The organism is Streptomyces sp. DH12, from assembly GCF_020873895.1.
Lineage (GTDB): Bacteria > Actinomycetota > Actinomycetes > Streptomycetales > Streptomycetaceae > Streptomyces.
The window spans coordinates 20,740-39,461 of sequence record NZ_JAHWGT010000032.1 but is presented as its reverse complement, the minus strand read 5'-3'; the positions used below and the strand labels follow the sequence as shown (position 1 = coordinate 39,461).

18 protein-coding genes are annotated in these 18,722 nt (G+C 73.7%); 6 read left to right on the top strand and 12 right to left on the bottom strand.

Annotated elements, in window-relative coordinates; all coding sequences use genetic code 11:
* Positions 1-21 precede the first annotated feature (21 nt).
* The 7 genes from LPA54_RS25435 to LPA54_RS25405 all read right to left on the bottom strand — a co-directional run bounded on the left by LPA54_RS25435 (position 22) and on the right by LPA54_RS25405 (position 8,503).
* Positions 22-2,562: a SpoIIE family protein phosphatase gene (locus LPA54_RS25435; RefSeq protein ID WP_228981827.1), complete on the bottom strand. Its 2,541-nt coding sequence runs from the start codon at positions 2,560-2,562 to the stop codon at positions 22-24.
* A 147-nt stretch (positions 2,563-2,709) separates the two neighbouring features.
* Positions 2,710-3,138 carry an ATP-binding protein gene (locus LPA54_RS25430; protein WP_228981825.1) on the bottom strand — a complete coding sequence of 143 codons (429 nt, stop codon included), beginning with the start codon at positions 3,136-3,138 and terminating at the stop codon, positions 2,710-2,712.
* Between the two features lie 307 nt (positions 3,139-3,445).
* Complete coding sequence (locus tag LPA54_RS25425; protein WP_228981823.1) at positions 3,446-3,871, bottom strand: (deoxy)nucleoside triphosphate pyrophosphohydrolase; 426 nt, start codon at positions 3,869-3,871, stop codon at positions 3,446-3,448.
* 28 nt (positions 3,872-3,899) lie between these two features.
* Positions 3,900-4,079, bottom strand: a complete 180-nt coding sequence (locus LPA54_RS25420; protein ID WP_228981876.1) for an SPOR domain-containing protein — start codon at positions 4,077-4,079, stop codon at positions 3,900-3,902.
* 280 nt (positions 4,080-4,359) lie between these two features.
* Complete coding sequence (locus LPA54_RS25415; RefSeq protein ID WP_228981820.1) at positions 4,360-5,115, bottom strand: GntR family transcriptional regulator; 756 nt, start codon at positions 5,113-5,115, stop codon at positions 4,360-4,362.
* A gap of 208 nt (positions 5,116-5,323) precedes the next feature.
* Entirely contained in the window at positions 5,324-6,415 is a 1,092-nt protein-coding gene (locus LPA54_RS25410) for a DUF4190 domain-containing protein (RefSeq protein ID WP_228981818.1), read from the bottom strand.
* A gap of 507 nt (positions 6,416-6,922) precedes the next feature.
* A complete protein-coding gene (locus LPA54_RS25405) occupies positions 6,923-8,503 on the bottom strand; it encodes a S8 family peptidase (protein ID WP_228981816.1) in 1,581 nt (526 codons plus the stop codon).
* A 442-nt stretch (positions 8,504-8,945) separates the two neighbouring features.
* On the opposite strand from LPA54_RS25405, the gene LPA54_RS25400 reads away from it, so the two are divergent.
* Both LPA54_RS25400 and LPA54_RS25395 read left to right on the top strand, forming a co-directional pair.
* The gene (locus LPA54_RS25400; RefSeq protein ID WP_228981815.1) at positions 8,946-9,233 is read left to right on the top strand and encodes a hypothetical protein; all 288 of its coding nucleotides are present in this window, start codon (positions 8,946-8,948) and stop codon (positions 9,231-9,233) included.
* A 430-nt stretch (positions 9,234-9,663) separates the two neighbouring features.
* Entirely contained in the window at positions 9,664-10,053 is a 390-nt protein-coding gene (locus LPA54_RS25395) for a hypothetical protein (protein ID WP_228981813.1), read from the top strand.
* A 134-nt stretch (positions 10,054-10,187) separates the two neighbouring features.
* Here the strand turns inward: LPA54_RS25395 and LPA54_RS25390 are convergent, their stop codons facing one another.
* On the bottom strand, positions 10,188-11,342 hold the full coding sequence (locus tag LPA54_RS25390; protein ID WP_228981811.1) for a trypsin-like serine protease: 1,155 nt from the start codon (positions 11,340-11,342) through the stop codon (positions 10,188-10,190).
* 854 nt (positions 11,343-12,196) lie between these two features.
* On the opposite strand from LPA54_RS25390, the gene LPA54_RS25385 reads away from it, so the two are divergent.
* On the top strand, positions 12,197-12,466 hold the full coding sequence (locus LPA54_RS25385) for a type II toxin-antitoxin system Phd/YefM family antitoxin (RefSeq protein WP_228981809.1): 270 nt from the start codon (positions 12,197-12,199) through the stop codon (positions 12,464-12,466).
* Positions 12,459-12,722, top strand: a complete 264-nt coding sequence (locus LPA54_RS25380; RefSeq protein ID WP_228981807.1) for a type II toxin-antitoxin system RelE/ParE family toxin — start codon at positions 12,459-12,461, stop codon at positions 12,720-12,722. The genes LPA54_RS25385 and LPA54_RS25380 overlap by 8 nt, the downstream gene beginning before the upstream one ends.
* Before the next feature lie 141 nt (positions 12,723-12,863).
* Here the strand turns inward: LPA54_RS25380 and ychF are convergent, their stop codons facing one another.
* Positions 12,864-13,952: a redox-regulated ATPase YchF gene (gene ychF, locus LPA54_RS25375; RefSeq protein ID WP_228981805.1), complete on the bottom strand. Its 1,089-nt coding sequence runs from the start codon at positions 13,950-13,952 to the stop codon at positions 12,864-12,866.
* Positions 13,953-14,310: 358 nt separating this feature from the next.
* On the opposite strand from ychF, the gene LPA54_RS25370 reads away from it, so the two are divergent.
* On the top strand, positions 14,311-14,781 hold the full coding sequence (locus LPA54_RS25370) for a DUF6542 domain-containing protein (protein WP_308112896.1): 471 nt from the start codon (positions 14,311-14,313) through the stop codon (positions 14,779-14,781).
* Between the two features lie 289 nt (positions 14,782-15,070).
* Here LPA54_RS25370 and LPA54_RS25365 read toward each other — a convergent pair whose 3' ends face one another.
* From LPA54_RS25365 to xseA, 3 genes are all read right to left on the bottom strand, one after another.
* Positions 15,071-15,661, bottom strand: coding sequence for a malonic semialdehyde reductase (locus LPA54_RS25365; RefSeq protein WP_228981801.1), 591 nt, complete (start codon positions 15,659-15,661; stop codon positions 15,071-15,073).
* Between the two features lie 142 nt (positions 15,662-15,803).
* A complete protein-coding gene (locus LPA54_RS25360; protein WP_228981800.1) occupies positions 15,804-16,124 on the bottom strand; it encodes an exodeoxyribonuclease VII small subunit in 321 nt (106 codons plus the stop codon).
* 10 nt (positions 16,125-16,134) lie between these two features.
* A complete protein-coding gene (xseA, locus tag LPA54_RS25355) occupies positions 16,135-17,367 on the bottom strand; it encodes an exodeoxyribonuclease VII large subunit (RefSeq protein ID WP_228981796.1) in 1,233 nt (410 codons plus the stop codon).
* A 215-nt stretch (positions 17,368-17,582) separates the two neighbouring features.
* Between xseA and LPA54_RS25350 the strand changes: the two genes are divergently transcribed.
* The gene (locus tag LPA54_RS25350) at positions 17,583-18,566 is read left to right on the top strand and encodes a 4-hydroxy-3-methylbut-2-enyl diphosphate reductase (RefSeq protein WP_228981793.1); all 984 of its coding nucleotides are present in this window, start codon (positions 17,583-17,585) and stop codon (positions 18,564-18,566) included.
* Positions 18,567-18,722: the final 156 nt, after the last annotated feature.

Sequence of the window (18,722 nt, the reverse complement as noted above, 5' to 3'; positions counted from 1 at the left end):
CGGGGGCGCGGCGCGCGGTGGTCAGAACATGCTGAGCAGCTGGTCGACCGTCGGCTCCGCCGTGCCGTCGCCGTCCGGGAGGGCGAGTTCGAACCAGACCGTCTTGCCGCGCGGAGTGCGCCGCGAACCCCAGCCCGCGCTGAGCAGCCCGACGAGCTGCAGGCCGCGGCCGCCCTCGTCGGTGTCGCGGGCGCGGCGCCGCCGCGGCTGGACGAGGCCCGCGTCCCACACCTCGCAGACGAGGGTGCGGTCGCGCAGCAGGCGCAGCCGGATCTCGCCCTCGCCGTAGCGCAGGGCGTTGGTGACGAGCTCGCTGACGAGGAGTTCGACGGTGTCGACGAGGGGTTCCAGGTCCCACGCGGTGAGCTGGGCGCGGGCCAGTTCGCGGGCGCGGCCCACGGAGCGCGGTTCGCGCGGCAGCCGCCAGTCGCCGACGGACTCGGCGGGCAGGCCGCGGACGCGCGCCATCAGCAGGGCGATGTCGTCCTGGCCGTGGCGGGTGTCGAGGGTGCCGAGGACGTGGTCGCAGGCCTCCTCCAGGGGCCGCCGGGGTCCGGTGAGCGCCTCCCGGAACGCCTGCAGGCCCTCGTCCAGCGGGTGGTCGCGCGACTCGACGAGCCCGTCGGTGTAGAGGGCGAGCAGGGCGTCCTCGGGGAGCTCCACCTCGACCTCCTCGAAGGGCTCCCCGCCGACGCCGAGCGGCATCCCCGGCGGTACGTCGAGCAGTTCGGCCTCCCGGCCGGGTCCGACGAGGACGGGTGGGAGGTGCCCGGCGTTGGCGAAGGTGCAGCGGCGCGTGACGGCGTCGTACACGGCGTAGACGCAGGTCGCCAGGTACACCTCGGACAGTTCGGGGTCGCGCTGCTTGTGGGCGGCGCGGGAGGTCTGGGCGCCGATGGGGGCGCCGAGGCCGCGGGTGATCTCGTCGAGGTGGGAGAGGACCTCGGCCGGCTCCAGGTCGAGCTGGGCCAGGGTGCGCACGGCGGTGCGCAGTTCGCCCATGGCGACGGCGGCACGCAGGCCGCGGCCCATGACGTCGCCGACGACGAGGGCGGTGCGGTGGCCGGGCAGGTCGATCACGTCGAACCAGTCGCCGCCGACCTCGGTGGCGGCGTTGCCCGGCAGGTAGCGGCAGGCGATGTCCAGCCCGGCGGCCTCGGGCGCGCCGGGGGGCAGCAGGCTGCGCTGGAGGATCAGGGCGCGCTCGTGTTCGCGGCGGTAGAGGCGGGCGTTGTCGATGCAGACGGCGGCGCGGGCGGCGAGTTCGACGGCGAGGGCCCGGTCGCGTTCGCCGAACGGCTCGCTGCCCTTGGTGCGGGAGAACTGCACGAGGCCGACGACCGTGTCATGGGCGACCATCGGCACGGCCAGCGTGGAGTGCACGAGTCCGCCGTCGTCGGCGGGGACCAGGGCGGGGCGGCCGGTGCGCAGCGCCTGGGCGCAGGGCGAGTGGAAGGGGTAGCGGTGCACGGCGCCGACGAGGGTCGGGCCGGTCTCGCAGCAGGGGGTGCCGGCGGGGGGCGGGGTGACGAGCGGCGCGTCGGAGACGGCGCTGGCGAAGGCGACCCGGCGGAGTTCCGCGGTGCGCCCGCCGGCCCGCCCGGGCGGGGCCTCGTCGCCGCTGAGGAGGCCCTGGTACAGGTCGACGGAGGCCAGGTCGCAGAAGCCGGGGACGGCGACGTCGAGGAGTTCGCGGGCGGTGGTCTCCAGGTCCAGGGAGGTGCCGATGCGGGCGGTGGCCTCGTTGAGGAGGGCGAGGTTGCGGCGGGCGTTGGCGGCCTCGCGGGCGGCGTTGTGGCGGCGGGTGACGTCGGTGCCGAGTCCGGCGACGCCGATGGGGCGGCCGGTGCCGCTGTGCACGCGGTAGAGGTTCACCGACCAGTGGCGCCGGTCGGTGGAGCCGGGCACGGTCCCGACGAACTCCAGGTCGGTGACGGACTCGCCGGTCTCCATGACGCGGCGGAGCGCGGCGGTCATCCGGTCGGCCTCGGAGCGGGACAGGTAGTCGTGGACGGTCCGGCCGCGGTGGTCGTCGGCGCTGCCGCCGAAGACGGTGGCGAAGCGCCGGTTGGCCCGCTGGACCCTGAGGTCGGGGCCGAACAGGAGGAAGCCGAAAGGAGATTGGCCGAATATCGCCTGCGAGGAGGCCAGGTCGGTCTCGATGTGGCGCAGGGCGCGTACGTCCACGGCGATACAGAGCGCGGCGCGTTCGCCGTGCTCGGTCTCGCTCGGCATGACGTAGACCTCGGCGAGGCCGCGGGTGTGGCGTTCACCGGGGACGCGGAAGGGGACCAGGCCCGTCCACTCCTTGCCGTCCAGGATCTCGGCGACCTTGCGGTGTCCGCGTGAGCGCAGCTCGGCGGGGATGAACGCCTCGACGGGGTCCTTGCCCCTGACGTCCCGCGCGGAGACCCCGAACAGTTCGGCGGCCCGCAGGCTCCACTGGTCGACGAGCCCGTCGGGGCCGATGGAGAACGACGCGACTCTGATGTAGTCGTAGATCGAGCCAGGCGGGTTGCTCTGCCACACGACGCCGTTCGCCGTCCCAGGTATCTCGCTCACGCGACCGTCCCCTCCAGCTCACCGCACCGGACCGGCCATTCCCGCAGTATTCAGCACTACGGCCCCCGTCGGCACGCCGTTCACGATCACAGGGTGGTCTCGTTCGTTTTGAGCCGAGCCTGCGGTGATCGTTCTCCCTTACCTCTTCTAACCCGGCAGGGACAGCTCGAACCACACCGTCTTACCCGACCTTCCCTTCCTCGTACCCCAGCGGGCCGCGGAGCAAGCGACGAGTTGCAGCCCGCGTCCGCCCTCGTCATCGGGGCCGGCGGGGCGGGCGCGCGGGGGGTCGGGGAGCGGGTCGGACACCTCGACGAGGAGGGCCGCACGGGACGGGACGGACGCGTCGTGCGACGGGAGACGGATGAGGCGTACGCCGATCGGTCCATGGGCGTACCGCAGGGAATTGGTCACCAGCTCGCTCACGAGGAGGACGGCGAGGTCGCCGATCGTGACCTCCATCTGCCAGTCGCGGAGGGTGTCGCGGACGGCGTGCCGGGCCGCGCGGACCGCGTCGAGCTCCCCGGGGAAGGTCCACTCGGCACGTGCGCCTTGGGTGTCGATCACGCCGATCACTTCCCAGACCGAGGAGGCGACGCCCCATGGAGAGGGGTCAATCGGGGCATACCCGAAATCCGGTGCTATTTACCTCCACACCGGACTGGATATGGCACGGACGGCGCAACGCGGGCGCCAGGCCCGCGCGTCCCGCCACCTGACGGACCGACCGGGTACCGCCGCACGCGCGCCGGCCGGACGAGGCGGTCCGGCGAGCCGTACCCGCGGGTCGGGCGCCGCCACGGGGCGGGCCGGTGCGCCGCACCCCGCCGCCGCGGCCCGCCACCACCCCCGAGGGCTCAGCGCGGCCCCGGATCGGCGGGGCTCAGCGCGCCGGATCGGCGGCGTCCGGGGCGGGGAGGCGGCGGACGGCCTCGATCACCGCGGGAACGTCCTGATCCAGCCAGTCGACACTGTCCCAATCGCGACGGGAGAGCCAGCGCAGCTCGTCGTGGTCCTGGAGCGGCCGCGGCTCGCCCGAGCACACCCGTACCGTCCACACCCGCAGCACGTAACCGGGCTTGAGCGGCCACTCCCCCGGGATCCGCTCGCCCGGCTCCACCTCGACGCCCAGTTCCTCGCGCAGCTCGCGCACGAGGGCCTCGGGCGCGCTCTCGCCCGGCTCGACCTTGCCTCCGGGCAGTTCCCAGCGCCCGGCGAGCTCGGGAGGCGCACTTCGGCGCGCGGCGAGCAGCCGCCCCTGGTCGTACACGGCCCCGGCGACCACCACGCGGTCCACGCGATCCTTCATGCGCCGGAGCGTATCCACCCCGCGCCGGTCAGCGCGCGGGCTCCCCGATGCGCTCGACCCAGTAGAGCGGCTGGTGACCGCGCGAGTCGAGGCTGTCGACGACCCTCTGCGCCTCGTCCCGGGTGGCGTACCTGCCGACCCGGTAGTGGTTGCCGTTGTCGTCCTGCCGGATGACCTGCCAGAGAAGAGTCGTACCGCTGTCGGGCATCATGCCGATCCCCCCGCCCGGTCGCCTGTCGCCAAGGATGCCGCTGAAACCGCACTCCGCATATGCCTGAGCTTACGCCTGACCTTCACGGACCGGATACGCCTTTACACAAAGAGATACGCATCCGGCCAGGGCGCGGGCACACGCGGAGGGCGCACCCGGCCGGGTGCGCCCCCACGAACCGTCACGAATCGGGACTTCCACCCCCGCCCCAGCGGTGGCGACCACCCCTCCCGCCCCGCCGGCCCCGCGCGGCGGCACCGGCGACGCCCGCCCCGGATCAGCGCACCGGCAGGTGGTACGCGACGCGGTAGCGGTCGGCCGGGACGACGACGTCCGCCGTCTCCACCGGCCGCCCCGACGCGTGGTACGTGCGCTCCACGACGATCACCACGTGCCCGGGGACGCCGCCGAGCGTCAGCAGCTCCTCGGCGAGGCCGGGGCGCGCGCCGACCTCCTCCACGACGTTGTCCACGACGACGTCGATGGCGGCCATGCGCTCGACGACCCCCGAACCGCCGAGCGGCCCCTCCTCGGGGAGCATCACCGGTGTGCGGCCCGTGATGGCGAGCGGCTCCCAGGAGGTGGAGAGCATCATCGCCTCGCCCGCGTCCCGGAAGACGTACCGGGTGCGCATCACCGGGTCGCCCGGGGTGATGCCGAGCCGGGCCGCGATCTCCGGCGGCGCCTTCTCCTGCTCGCTGCCGGACTCCCACGTACCGCGGGCGCCCTCGGCGGCCTGCTCCTGGCGGAAGGGGTTCACCGCGCCGCCGGCCGGGCGGTAGCCGGAGCGGGCGATGCGGCGCGGGACCGGCCGCTCCCGCACGTACGTCCCCGAGCCGGAGCGGCCCTCCACGAGCCCCTCGGCCATCAGGACCTTGCGGGCCTCCAGGGCGACCGTGTCGGAGACCCCGTACTCCTCGCGGATGCGTGCCTGCGAGGGGAGCCGCGTGTGCGGCGGCAGCGAGCCGTTGACGATCTTCTTGCGGAGATCGCTCGCAACGCGCAGATAGGCCGGCTGCTCACCGAAAGTCACGGGCCACTCCCATCAGGTTGACAGACAGCTACAGAGTCGCAACCGAGAGTTCCACCCCGCAAGCATGGGCCAGAGAATCACTCGAAGTGATGACGGCCGTGTGGGGGTGGTCCGGGGCACAAGCGCCGAGGGGGCGGGCGACGGCTCGCGGCCGTCGCCCACCCCTCGGCGGAGACCGGGCACAGGTGCGGCGGCCCGGGCGCCGGCGTCAGTCGGTCGGCTCGACCGGCGCCTTGGTGGAGAGCCCGAGCGCGGCGCGCGCCTCCTTGCCGAAGCCGAGCGGCAGGGCGTCGTAACCGGGCTCGTAGTGCTCCCAGAAGGTGTCGGCGTCCGCCGCGTCCGCGGCCTTCGCCCAATGCTTGCGCGCCTTCTCCAGCTCCTTCACCGCGTCGGCGACGGGCTGGGCGGCCGCGCCGGAGAAGGTGTGGCCCTTCAGCCGCGCGGCGGAGGCGCCGAGGGTCTTCTCCAGCTCGCCCGCCCACGCCGTGTTGCCGTCGAGGTCGGCCTCCGGGTCGCCCTCGGGCTCCTTCGCCAGCGCCGCGTCGACCGCGTTCAGGGCTTGCAGGTAGGTCAGCTGGTCGGGGGTGAGGGTGGTGCCGTCCGCGCGCAGCGACCCGGTCAGCTTGCCCTTCTCGGCGGCGAACGCGCACGTCACCGTGCGGTCCTTCACCTGCCGCCAACTCTCCTCGGTCGGGTGGTAGTAGAACGTCACCGCGTTGTCCGGCACCGCCCAGGAGTCCTGCGAGTACTTCTCACCGATGGTGAGGCACCGCTCCTCGGCGAGCTTCTCGATCGCCGGGACGCCCGGGTAGGCGCTGCCGGTGAGCCGGAAGGAGCCGGCCACCTCGGCGTCGTGCGGCTTGGCGCAGTCGACGCTCTTGACCCGCTCGACCTCCTGCTCCGTCGCCGTGCCGCCTGGCTGGTCGAAGCAGTCGCCGGTACGCAGGGAGAAGGCGGAGGAGGAGCTCGCCACCTCCTCCTTGACCTTGCGGGCCCCGTCCAGGGCGTCGCGGAAGGCGCCGGTGGCGAAGCCGGCGGCGACCAGCAGCGTGCTGACGAGGGAGAGGACGATGCCGGCTATGGCGAGGCCCTTGCCCCTCTCGCCCCTGCGCTTGATCTGCCGCAGCGCGACGGCGCCGAGGACCATGCCGAGCGGCGGCACGAGGCAGACGACACCGGTGATGAGCGAGGTGATGGCGAGGCCGTTGGTGTTCGCCGACGGGAGCGGCGCCCCGGGAGGCGGGGGCACCGGCGGGTAGGGCTGCTGGGGCGCGGGCCAGCCCTGGGGGGACGATGACACGGGTCGGATGCTCCTGTCGGGGCGGAGGGCGAACAAACGTATGAGCGGCGCGCATCGTACGCGGTCGGCGGCGGCCCGCATAACGCGCCCGGCGCACCGGCCGATCCGCCTGCCCGGCACTCCGCCACCACCCGCCGCGCGCTCCGCCCCACCAGGCTTCGTGGGCGCGGCGGCTGACGGGCCGTCGGCCCGCCGAGGCGCCCGGCACCGGCCGGTCCCCGGCGTGGGCGGGTGGCCGGAGGGCGCCCGGCGTGGGTGGGCCGGAGGGCGCCCGGCGTACAGGGTGGCCGCGGGCGGCCGAAGGGTGGCCGGAGGGGACCCGGCGTACGGGTGGCCGCGGGCGGCCGGAGGGAACCCGACGTACAGGGTGGCCGCGGGCGGCCCGAAGGGAACCCGGCGTACCGGGTGGCCCGAGGGGGTCCGGCGAGGGACGGCCGCCGGGCGTGCGGGAGGGACGGCCACCGGATCGGCGACCGCCCCTCGTCTCACCTCACGCGGGTCCGGGCGTCAGAACTGCAGCGCCCAGGAGTCGATCTTGCCGGTGTCGTACCGGGCGTTGTCGCTCACGCGCAGCTTCCACGTGCCGTTGGCGACCTCGGAGGAGGCGTCCACGGTGTACGTGGTGTTGATGTTGTCGGTGCTGCCGCCCGTGCCGTGGTCCTTCAGCGTGTAGGCGGTGCCGTCTGGCGCGACGAGCTGGACGCGCAGGTCGCCGATGTAGGTGTGCTGGATGTTGACCTCGACCTTGAGGGCGGACGGGGCGTTGCCCGTGACGCCCGTGACGGTGACCGGCGACTCGACGGTGGCGTTGTCGGCGATGGCGTAGTCACCGGTGTTCTCGAAGCGGGAGCCGGTGGGCGGGGGCTCGTCGCCGCCGGCGCCCACGAAGAGCAGGCGGTTCGGGGAGCCGGTGCCCGGGTTGCCGACCACTCCGCTGGTGGCGGCGGTGGCGAGGGCGGAGGAGACCTGCGCCGGGGTGGCGGACCGGTTGTTGGCCAGGTAAAGCGCGGCGGCGCCGGCGACGTGGGGTGCCGCCATCGACGTGCCGGAGATGGTGTTGGTGGCGCTGTCGCCGCTGTTCCACGCCGAGGTGATGGACGAGCCGGGGGCGAAGACGTCCACCACGCTGCCGTAGTTGGAGAAGCTGGAGCGGGCGTCGGAGTTGGTCGTCGAGCCGACCGTGATGGCCTCGGCGACGCGCGCCGGCGAGTAGTTCGACGCGTTGCTGTTGTCGTTGCCGGCCGCGACGGCGTAGGTGATGCCGGCGGCTATGGAGTTGCGCACGGCGGTGTCGAGCGCGCTGTCCGCGCCGCCGCCGAGGCTCATGTTGGCGACGGCGGGCTTGACGGCGTTGCGGGTCACCCAGTCGATGCCGGCGACGACCTGGGCGGTCGTGCCGGACCCCTGGTTGTTGAGGACGCGGACGCCGACGATCCTGGCCTTCTTGGCCACGCCGTACGCGGAGCCGCCGACCGTGCCGGCGACGTGGGTGCCGTGGCCGTGGCCGTCCTGGGCGACGTTGTCGTTGTCGATCGCGTCGTAGCCGTTGGCCGCGCGGCCGCCGAAGTCGCTGTGGCTGATGCGGACGCCGGTGTCGATGACGTACGCGGTGACGCCCTCGCCGCCCGGCTCCGGGTAGGTGTAGCTCCGGTTCAGCGGCAGGGCGCGCTGGTCGATCCGGTCCAGGCCCCAGGAGGGCGGCGAGGGCTGCGTGCCGGAGATGGTGAAGACGCGGTCCTGGACGACGGAGGCGACGGCCGGGTCGGCGGCGAGCCTCTTCGCCTGGGCCTCGGAGAGCTCCACCGCGTAGCCGTTGAGCGCCGCGGTGTACGTCTTCTTGATCTTCGCGCCGTAGCGGGCCGCGACCGCCTTGCCGGACGAGGCGTCCGAGTCGGCGGCCGACTCGTCCAGGGTCACGATGTAGCTGCCCTGGACGGCGTTGGGGGCGCCCGCGTACTGGATGACGCCCTCGGCGGCCGACCCGGCGGCGGCGGCCGGGAAGGATGCGAGGGAGCCCAGGGCGAGGGCGGCGACGGCGGTGGCACTGGCCGTGGCGATTCTTCGCCGCGACGTACGCATCACTGACATGTGAGGGGTCCTCCTCATTTGGTGGTGCGTTGCTGTGGGGGATGTTTCGGCAGGTGCATGACAACCCCTGAGCGCATGCACGACGGCGTGCGCCACGATGTCCGCGGCGTGTTCCGTCCCGGTCTGCCAGCGAAAGGTTCGCCGATCCACAGGAAACCCACAAGGGTCCTGAACCGTCGTTAACAGCTGTGCCACACAACTGACACGCCGACCGGACGGGCGGAAGGTGCGGCCGGCATCTGCCCGGTACGCGGAGCCCGATCACCCGCTTCGCCCCTGACCTGGCGAACCGCCCGCGCGCGGACACGGCGTCGGTACGCGCCGGGCGGGGTGTCCGGTGGCGTCCGGTGCCAGGACGGGGACGGCACGGATCTTGCCGCGGCGGACCGCACAGGGCACGGTGTACGTGCCCGAGTTCGTTTAGTGACAAGGGAGTTGACGGATGAAGAAGTCCACGCTGCGCTCCGCGGCGGCGGCCGCCGCCCTCGCCACCGGTCTGGCGGCCGCGTCGGTGACGACGGCCTCGGCGGCACCGGCCCCGACGGGAGCCGCGGCGACGGCCCCCGCGGCCGGCTCCCCGCCGGCCGGCCGCATCGCCACCCCGCAGCAGCTCGCCGACAGCCTCCTGCGGGCGGTGGCGCTGGAGGCGGGGACGGGCGGCGGGACCACCGACGGGAACGTGGTCGGCTACCTGGCGCCGCAGGGCGACAGCGGCACGAAGCCCTGCTGACGGAGCCCTGCCGCCGATGACCGCGGACGCCCCGTCGCAGACCCCACGCCCCACGCCACCCCGGGAGGCCACGACGCTCACCAACGCCCCGGCGCCCCCGGCGCCCCGCGAGGCCCCGCCCCCACCCCAGCCCCCGACGGCCGGACACCCCCCGCAAGCCCCGCGCCCACAACCGGCCTCGCAACCGCCGCCGGCCCCGCAAGCCCCGCGCCCACAACCGGCCTCGCAACCGCCGCCGGCCCCGCAAGCCCCGCGCCCACAACCGGCCTCGCAACCACCGCCGACCCCGCACCCCCCGCACCCACCACCGGCCCCGACCGCGGCGCTCCCGCCGACCCCCGAAACCCCGCCGGCCGCCAAGGCCCCGCAACGGCCGGTCAACTGGTGCCCGAGCGGGTCGCCCGACCGTCCCGAGGCGGTCGTCCTCGGTGTGCGGTCCGGGCCGGAGGGCCGGGTCGACTACCTGGCAGCACCCCTCCCGGCCGCCGAGGTGGTGGCCGCCCTCCCCGACGGCGTACCGCCCACGCGCGTGCTCCGCTTCGCGTCCCACTGCGTGAGTGAGTGCGCCAACCGGGTCGGCACCGCCTGCGGACTGGCCGACCGGATGCTCGCCCTGCCGTCCGCGGAAGACGCGCCCGTCCCCCGCTGCCACCTGCGCGCGCACTGCAAGTGGTGGCACCAGACGGGCGTCGCGGCCTGCCGGCGGTGCCCGGCCGTGGCGACGGCGCCACTGGCGGACGACGCCCTGTCCGCCCTGGTCGCGGACCCCTCGACCACCCGCGAGCAACTGGCCGCCCACCTCGCCGCCACCACCCGCTGACCCCGCCCAGCCCGCGCACCCCCGCCCCGCCCCGTACAACGGCGGAAGGCCGCCCTCCCCACGCGTCGCGCGCGGGGTGGGCGGCCTTCTGCGGCCGACGGATCAGACCGGCTCGGGCCGGCCGTCAGGCGGTGTCAGAGCTTCCACACCTGGTCGCTGTACTTCGGCTCGCAGTCGAACTGCTGCACCGGCGCGCCGTTCTCCGGCGTACGCCACGAGACGACCATGCACCGGTTGGTGAAGGCGTTGCGGATCTGGTAGCCGCCGCTCGTGACGGGCTCCAGCTTCCACACCTGGTCGCTGTACTTCGGCTCGCAGTCGAACTGCTGCACCGGCGCGCCGTTTTCCGGCGTACGCCACGACACGAAGAGGCAGCGGTCGGTGAAGGTGTTGCGGATCTGGTAGCCGCCGCCGGCGACCGGCTGGAGCTTCCACACCTGGTCGGCGTACTGCGGCTCGCAGTCCGCCTGCCGGGCCTGGGCGCCGTTCTCCGGGGTGCGCCACGACACGAACAGGCAGCGGTCGCTGAACGCGTTGCGGATCGAGGCGGTGGTCAGGCTCTGCTGCCGCACCCACTCCGCCAGGCCGTCGACGCGGGCGGAGACGGCGCCGGTGCGGGTCTCGGCCGGGTCGCCGCCGAAGCAACCACCCTGCCAGGACTGGGAGTTGACGCCGACGACGCGGCCGGCCGCGTCGAGCAGCGGGCCGCCGGTGTCGCCCTTGCAGATGGCGTCGGTGCCCTTGCCGGTGATGCGCAGGGTGGCGGTGTCGGCGGAGTCGACGGTGAAGGTGCCGGTGTGGAGCCGGTCCGGCACCCACGCGGTCCGGGTACGCCCGAACCCGGCTGCCGTCAGGTCGGTGCCGGCCGCGGGCGCCGCGGTGGCGAGCGGGGCGACCGGGACGGTGGTGACGGGCGTGGCCAGGCGCGCGAGGACGACGTCGCGGTCGGCGCGCGGCGCGAGCTCGGTGAGGGCGACGGACTTGCCGTCGCCGAGCGTCGCGGTGGCCTTGACGGCCGGCTTCCCGGCCGGGACCGGCGTGCCGGGCGTGGTGGCGAAGCAGCTCGCGGCGGTCAGCACCCAGTAGCGGTCGACCAGCGTGCCGGTGCAGCCGCGGGTCGTCGGCTCCTCGCCGAGCGTCAGCTGCACCGCGTACGGGTGCGAGCCGGCGGCGGCCTGCGGACCGGTCACCGCCGCGGCGGGAGTGGCGGGGAGGAGTCCCACGGTCATCGCGGCGGCGGCGGCCAGGAGGCCGGTGGTCCGTGCCGTGCGCGGACGGGGTACGTGCATGCGTCATCCTTCGGGAAGGGCCCGGCGCGCGAGGACGTGGTCGGTCGCGCGGGGACGGTTCTGCGGTGCGGCGAGCGGTTCGTACGGGATGCGGGCGGCGCGCCGGACGAGGCGCGGCCACGCGCCGGGGCCGGACGCCGGCGACGTCGACGGCCGACGGCCGACGGCCTGCGGGTCCCCGCGGGTCACCGAGGAAGGTGCGACGGGTCCGCGGCGTACCGCCCGGCGAAGGCGGCCGGGGAGCTCAGGAGGGCCGGTACGGGAACCGCCCGGCGGTACGCGAACGCGCCGCGCCACCCACGGCCACAGCGGCGGAGCCGCCCGCCGGTCCACGTGCCGTCATGATGTGCCCCCCGAAAATCCCCCGACTGCGCGGAGATCCTAACGATCACCCGGTTCACCCCTCAAGTACCCGACACCACAAACTCCCCTCCCCGCACCGCCGCCGTCATCCGGCGGGCCCCGGACTCGTCCGGTGCGGGATCAGCGAAGAGGGCCGCCCGTGGCCCCCTAGGCCGGCGAGGCCGCCACCTGACGCCTGGCACCCTCCTGCTCGACAGCAAGGACTCTCGAAGCCCTGCCGCCAAGGACCGCACCATCGTGGCGCTGGTCCAAGCGGCGTCGGGAGGGGGCGTCCGTGTCGCCACGAGCGCCATGGCCACGCTCGAGGCCACTACGGCTACATCCACCCGGCACGCTGAAGCGGAATGTCCATCACGACGCTCCCACCTGCGGTGACGCGCCCGCCAACGATCGCATCCAGCACAGATCCAGCACGGTTGCGGTTCACCCAGCACCCTGAGCGCGACAATGAGCCGTTGTGTACACATGCGACACTCGTTACTCTTGAGCGCATGACACAGCCGCTGCCCATAGAGTCCATCCGCGATGTCCGGGCACACCTGGCCGAGGTCGTGGAGCGGGCCGACCGCGACGACCTGCCCACGGTGATCACGCGCCGGGGCAAGCAGGTGGCTGCCGTGGTGTCCATCGAAGTGCTCCGGAAATACCAGGAGTGGGAAGAGCGCGAGATCAACCGAATCATCGACGAGCGCATGGCCAACCCGGCTCCCGGCGTCCCGATCGAGGACATCATGAGGGAGACGCTGGCGCGCAGTGAGTGAGTACCGCACCGTCTTCCGACCCGAGGCTCAGGCCGAGCTTCGGAAGGTCCCGCGAGACATGGCCCTCCGCATTCTGGCCAAGCTGACCGAGTTGGAGAGCGACCCGCTGGGGTTCAACACCACGGCCCTCGTCTCCCAGCCCGACCGGCGCCGCCTACGGGTGGGCGACTACCGCGTGATCTACACGATCGACAACGGTGAGCTGGTGGTGTGGGCCGTGCACGTCGGGCATCGCTCCACCGTCTACGACACCTGAGCAGTCTGCAGTCTGACATCAGGTCAGTAAACCCAGCACCGATCCAGCACGGGATCGATGAAGGGGCCGGGCTCCCGCGAGCCCGGCCCCTTCTGAGCTGCGTGTTTGACCGCGTCAACGACGTGGTGCTATTTCATCCGCTCAGACGTTGAAGCGGAACTCCACCACGTCGCCGTCCTGCATCACGTAGTCCTTGCCCTCCATGCGGGCCTTGCCGGCGGCGCGGGCCTCGGCTACCGAGCCGGTGGCGACCAGGTCGTCGTAGGAGATGACCTCGGCCTTGATGAAGCCCTTCTGGAAGTCGGTGTGGATCACACCGGCCGCCTCGGGGGCCGTCGCGCCCTTCTTGATCGTCCAGGCGCGGGCCTCCTTCGGGCCGGCCGTCAGGTACGTCTGGAGGCCCAGGGTGTTGAAGCCGACGCGGGCCAGGGTGGCGAGGCCGGGCTCCTCGGCGCCGACGGACTGGAGGAGCTCCATGGCGTCCTCGTCGTCCAGCTCGGCGAGGTCCGCCTCCAGCTTGGCGTTGAGGAAGATCGCCTCGGCGGGGGCGACCAGCGCGCGCTGGTCGTCCTTGAACGCCTCGTCCGTCAGCTCCTCCTCGTCCACGTTGAAGACGTAGAGGAAGGGCTTGGTGGTGAGCAGGTGGAGGTCGTGGAGGAGCTCCGCCTTCTCGCCGCCCTGGACGATGCCCTGCGAGAAGAGGGTGTCGCCGCGCTCCAGGATCTCCTTGGCGGCCTCGACCGCCGCGACCTTCGGCGCCACGTCCTTCTTGATCCGGGACTCCTTCTGGAGGCGCGGAAGGACCTTCTCGATGGTCTGGAGGTCGGCGAGGATCAGCTCGGTGTTGATCGTCTCGATGTCGTCCTTCGGCGAGACCTTGCCGTCGACGTGGACGACATTCTCGTCCTTGAAGGCGCGGATGACCTGGCAGATCGCGTCCGACTCGCGGATGTTCGCGAGGAACTTGTTGCCCAGGCCCTCGCCCTCGCTCGCACCGCGCACGATGCCGGCGATGTCGACGAAGTCGACCGTCGCCGGGAGGGTGCGCTGCGACGAGAAGATCTCGGCCAGCCTCGTCAGGCGGGCGTCCGGGACGCCGACGACGCCGACGTTGGGCTCGATCGTGGCGAACGGGTAGTTGGCCGCCAGCACGTCGTTCTTGGTCAGGGCGTTGAACAGGGTCGACTTGCCGACATTCGGCAGGCCGACGATTCCGATCGTGAGCGACACGTTGGCGACTTCCCTAGAAGTGTGGATGGTGGGCCGACCCCCCAGTTTACGGGCGCGCCGGGCCCCGCGGCGACGGGCGGGCGGGCGGCGCCCGACGAGGGGTCTTCACGCCAAGGTCACTCCAAAGGTGTGTCCCATACCGGTTTTGCCGCCCTCCCCGGCCTACTTTGTTGACGTGGAGCAGCACAGGAGCAGTCCCCCCCGGCGCCCTCGGCGACCGCGGCCGCAGGCCCCCGCCGCGCCCCGGGGCGTGATCGCGGAGGGCCCGGCCGCGTACCCGGCGAGGCCCCGGCCCGCGGCACCCGCCGCGGCGCCCCCCGGTGCGCGGGCGGGCGGGCGCCCGGGTGGGCGGCGGACCGTGCCGCCCGTGGTGCTCGCCCTGCGACGGCTGCCGAACCCCCGCCTGACCGGCATCGGCGCCGGCCTGTTCGCCTCGGCCGTGATGCTGCTGGTCGGCTGTCTGGACTGGTTGCTCTTCGACGCTTCGCCGCTGGTGTACGGGCTGCTGTTCCTGCCGGTCAGCGCCGCGACGGCGCTGTGGGTACGGGGACCCGACCTGGTGACGGCGCCGATCAGCGTGCCGATCGCCTTCGCCGTCGGGGTCGTGCCGATCGCCGGCGGCGAGGGCGGGATCGGCGGGCACACGATGGCCGTGATCACCGCGCTCGCCGTGCACGCCGGCTGGCTGTACGGGGGGACGCTGGTGGCCGGCGTCATCACCACCGTGCGGAAGGTGCGGCTCATGGGCCGCCGGCAGCGGGCCGCCGCCCAGGCGCAGGCCCAGGCCGAGGCGCGGGCGCGGGCCACGACGGCGCAGCGCCGCCCCTGACCGCGAGCGCCGGAGGGCGGGCGGGGGGCGGGACGAAGGTGGGGCGACGGTGAGGCAGAGGGTGAAGCCTGGCCGGCCGGGCCAGGGATGGGCCGGGCTTGGCTGGGCTGAGCTGGGTCCGGTAGGGCTGGGCCCGGCCTGAGCCAGGCCGAGCCGGTCGGGCCGGAGGCGGGGCGCGGTGGCTGACTGCCCTGCGGCATGGGGACGGCCCCGCCGCACCAGGGGGGATGGTGCCGCGGGGCCGTCGACCGTGGGCCGCGCGTGGGACGCGCGCGGGCGGGCCGGGGCGTCAGACGGTGGTGACGACCTCGGCGTAGTCCAGGCGCGGGGAGCGCGGGTACCAGGCGTCGGGGCCCGGACGGCCGATGTTGACGATCATCAGCGGGGTGTGGTCGTCGTCCAGGAACTCCTTGCGGACGCCCGCGTGGTCGAAGCCGGTCATCGGGCCGGCGGCGAGGCCGGCCGCGCGGACGCCGACGATGAAGTAGGCGGCCTGGAGCGCGGCGTTCATGCCGGCGGCCGACTCGCGGGCGGCGCGCTCGGCGAAGAAGGCGTCCTTGGCCTGCGGGAACGCCGGGAAGAGCCGGGGCAGCTCCTCGTGGAACTCGTTGTCCGCGGCGAGGATCGCGACGAGCGGCGCCGTCGCGGTCTTGGCCTGGTTGCCCTCGGCCATCAGCGGGACCAGGCGCTCGCGGGCCTCGGCGGAGCGGACGAGGACGATGCGCAGCGGCGTCTGGTTGAAGGCGGTCGGGCCGTACTTGACCAGGTCGTAGATCGCCTGGACCTGCTCCTCGGTCACCGGTTCGTCGGTGAACGTGTTGGCGGTGCGGGCCTCGCGGAACAGCAGGTCCTGGGCGGCGGGGTCAAGGACGAGGGACATGGGGGCGGTGCCTTCCGACGTACGAGGTCAGGGGTGCCGCGCGGTCAGCGCGACACGTCCACCGTACGAGAAAATAGGTGAAGCTTCAACTAAAGCGGGAGCGCAGTGGCCCGCCTCACCACCCCGGTGCACCAGGACGCCCCTACGCGCCGGCCCCGGCCCCGCCCCCGCGCTCCTCGGCGAGCGACGCGTCGAGCCGCGCGCGGGCGCCCTCCAGCCAGTGGCGGCAGACCTTCGCCAGCTCCTCGCCCCGCTCCCACAGGGCGAGCGACTCCTCCAGCGTCGTACCGCCGGCCTCCAGGCGGCGGACCACGTCGACCAGCTCGTCTCGTGCCTGCTCGTAACCGATCGCCGCGCCGGTCTCCGTCACCGCCACGGTCGTGTCCGTCGCCGCGGTGTCCGCGGTCGCGGTGTCCGTCGTCGCCGTGCTCGTCGTCGCGGTGTCCGTCGTCTTGGCTGCCATGCCCTCCACCCTACGGTCGCTCCCCGGCACCGCCGCCGTCCACGCGTCGCACCGCGAACTCGCCGGCGGCCACCCTGGCCCTCAGCTCCTCGTCCCCCGCCACGTCCCCGGGCGAACGCACCACCGTGCCGTCGGCCCGCTGGAGCACCGCGTACCCGCGCTCCAGCGTCGCGGCCGGCGAGAGGGCCACCACGCGCGCGCGGGTGTGGGACAACTCGGAGTCGGCCCGGTCCAGCAGGTGCCCCAGCACCCGCCGGCTGCGCGCGAGCAGCGCCTCGACCTGCGCCTCCCGCTCCTCGACCATCCGCTGCGGGTGCTCCATCACGGGCCGGGCCAGCGCGTGCGCCAACCCGCGCTCCTCGCGCTCCAGCGTCCCGCGGACGCAGCGCAGCGCCCGCTCCCGCAGCGCGTGGACCCGCTCCAGCTCCTCGCGCACGTCGGGGACGACCTTCTTCGCCGCGTCCGTCGGCGTCGCCGCGCGCAGGTCGGCGACGAGGTCGAGCAGCGGCGCGTCCGGTTCGTGGCCGATCGCGGAGACCACCGGGGTACGGCAGTCGGCCACCGCCCGGACGAGTTGCTCGTCGGAGAACGGCAGGAGGTCCTCGACGCTGCCGCCGCCCCGCGCGACGACGATCACGTCCACTTCCGGCAGCCCGTCGAGCTCCCGTACCGCCCGTACCACCTGCGGCACCGCGTGGACGCCCTGGACCGCGACGTTCCGCACCTCGAAGCGGACCGCCGGCCAGCGCCGCCGCGCCACCTCCAGCACGTCCCGCTCGGCCGCCGACGCCCGGCCGCACACGAGCCCCACCAGCTGCGGCAGGAACGGAAGCGGCCGCTTCCGCTCGGCGGCGAAGAGCCCCTCCGCCGCCAGCGACCGCTTCAGCTGCTCCAGCCGGGCCAGCAGCTCGCCGATGCCGACCGGCCGTATCTCCGCGGCCCGCAGCGAGAGCTGGCCGCGCGGCGCGTACCACTCCGGCTTGGCGTGCACGACGACCCGCGCGCCCTCGGCCACCAGGTCGGCCACCGCGTCGAAGGTCTGGCGGTAGCACGTCACGCTCACCGAGATGTCGTGCGACGGGTCGCGCAGCGTCATGAAGACCACCCCCGCGCCCGGCCGCCGCGACAGCTGGGTGATCTGGCCCTCGACCCAGATGGCGCCGAGCCGGTCGATCCACCGCCCGATGAGCCGCGACACCTCGCCGACGGGCAGGGGGGCTTCGGCAGACGTAGTCAGTGGCATACGGGGAGGGTACGCGCCACCCCCGACGACACGCCGGTCCCTGGGCGGGCGGGCCCGCGGGGCGGCGAGGCGTGCGCCGTGTGCGAGCGGGCGGGCTTCGGGTCGTACGCGGCGGGCGGGCTTGGGGTCGTACGCGGCGTGCGGGCTTCGGGTCGTATGCGGCGTGCGGCGTGCGGGGAACTCCGAGCTGATCCACCCGCCCTTACGATGGGGGCATGACTCCTACGCCTCCTGCCCGCCGGGTCCTCCTCGCCGCTCCCCGTGGCTACTGCGCGGGCGTGGACCGCGCCGTGATCGCCGTGGAGAAGGCGCTGGAGCAGTACGGCGCCCCGATCTACGTCCGGCACGAGATCGTCCACAACAAGTACGTCGTGCAGACCCTGGAGCGCAAGGGCGCGATCTTCGTCGACCGGACGCAGGAGGTGCCGGAGGGCTCGATCGTGATGTTCTCCGCGCACGGCGTCGCGCCGACCGTCCACGAGGAGGCGGCCGAGCGGAAGCTCGCGACCATCGACGCGACCTGCCCGCTGGTGACGAAGGTGCACAAGGAAGCCGTGCGCTTCGCCCAGGAGGACTACGACATCCTCCTCATCGGCCACGAGGGCCACGAGGAGGTCATCGGCACCTCCGGCGAGGCCCCCGACCACATCCAGCTGGTCGACGGCCCGAAGGACGTCGAGAAGGTCGAGGTCCGCGACCCGTCCAGGGTGGTGTGGCTCTCCCAGACCACCCTGTCGGTCGACGAGACGATGGAGACCGTCGACGCCCTGAAGGAGAAGTTCCCGCTGCTGGTCTCGCCGCCGAGCGACGACATCTGCTACGCCACGCAGAACCGCCAGCTGGCCGTGAAGCAGATGGGCGCCGAGGCCGACCTCGTCATCGTCGTGGGCTCGCGCAACTCGTCGAACTCGGTGCGCCTCGTCGAGGTCGCCAAGCTGGCCGGCGCGCGCGAGGCGCATCTGGTCGACTTCGCCGACGAGATCGAGGAGGCGTGGCTGGAGGGCGTGTCCACGATCGGCGTGACCTCCGGCGCCTCGGTGCCCGAGGTGCTGGTCGAGGGCGTGCTGGAGTGGCTGGCGCAGCGCGGCTTCGAGGACGTGGAGATCGTGAAGGCGGCGGAGGAGTCGATCACCTTCTCGCTGCCGAAGGAGCTCCGCCGCGACCTGCGCGCGGAGGCCGCGGCCCTGAACGAGGGCTAGGGGCAGGTCGCCCGGCGGTCGGGCCGTCCTGAGGTCGGACCGCCCCGCCATGGCCCGGCGACCGGCGCCCGGCGCACGGCCGGGCGCCGGGCGCCGGTCGCGAGATCGATATGCGGGTGGCTTGATCACGACGGCGCGATATCTTCCTCACTGCGG

What these genes read in the sequence shown, in the direction of transcription:
- LPA54_RS25425 (WP_228981823.1), bottom strand. Translation starts at nt 3,871, where the DNA reads ATGAAGGATCGCGTGGACCGCGTGGTGGTCGCCGGGGCCGTGTACGAC.
- LPA54_RS25420 (WP_228981876.1), bottom strand. Translation starts at nt 4,079, where the DNA reads ATGCCCGACAGCGGTACGACTCTTCTCTGGCAGGTCATCCGGCAGGAC.
- LPA54_RS25405 (WP_228981816.1), bottom strand. Translation starts at nt 8,503, where the DNA reads ATGTCAGTGATGCGTACGTCGCGGCGAAGAATCGCCACGGCCAGTGCC.
- LPA54_RS25400 (WP_228981815.1), top strand. Translation starts at nt 8,946, where the DNA reads ATGAAGAAGTCCACGCTGCGCTCCGCGGCGGCGGCCGCCGCCCTCGCC.
- LPA54_RS25390 (WP_228981811.1), bottom strand. Translation starts at nt 11,342, where the DNA reads ATGCACGTACCCCGTCCGCGCACGGCACGGACCACCGGCCTCCTGGCC.
- LPA54_RS25385 (WP_228981809.1), top strand. Translation starts at nt 12,197, where the DNA reads ATGACACAGCCGCTGCCCATAGAGTCCATCCGCGATGTCCGGGCACAC.
- LPA54_RS25365 (WP_228981801.1), bottom strand. Translation starts at nt 15,661, where the DNA reads ATGTCCCTCGTCCTTGACCCCGCCGCCCAGGACCTGCTGTTCCGCGAG.
- LPA54_RS25360 (WP_228981800.1), bottom strand. Translation starts at nt 16,124, where the DNA reads ATGGCAGCCAAGACGACGGACACCGCGACGACGAGCACGGCGACGACG.
- xseA (WP_228981796.1), bottom strand. Translation starts at nt 17,367, where the DNA reads ATGCCACTGACTACGTCTGCCGAAGCCCCCCTGCCCGTCGGCGAGGTG.
- LPA54_RS25350 (WP_228981793.1), top strand. Translation starts at nt 17,583, where the DNA reads ATGACTCCTACGCCTCCTGCCCGCCGGGTCCTCCTCGCCGCTCCCCGT.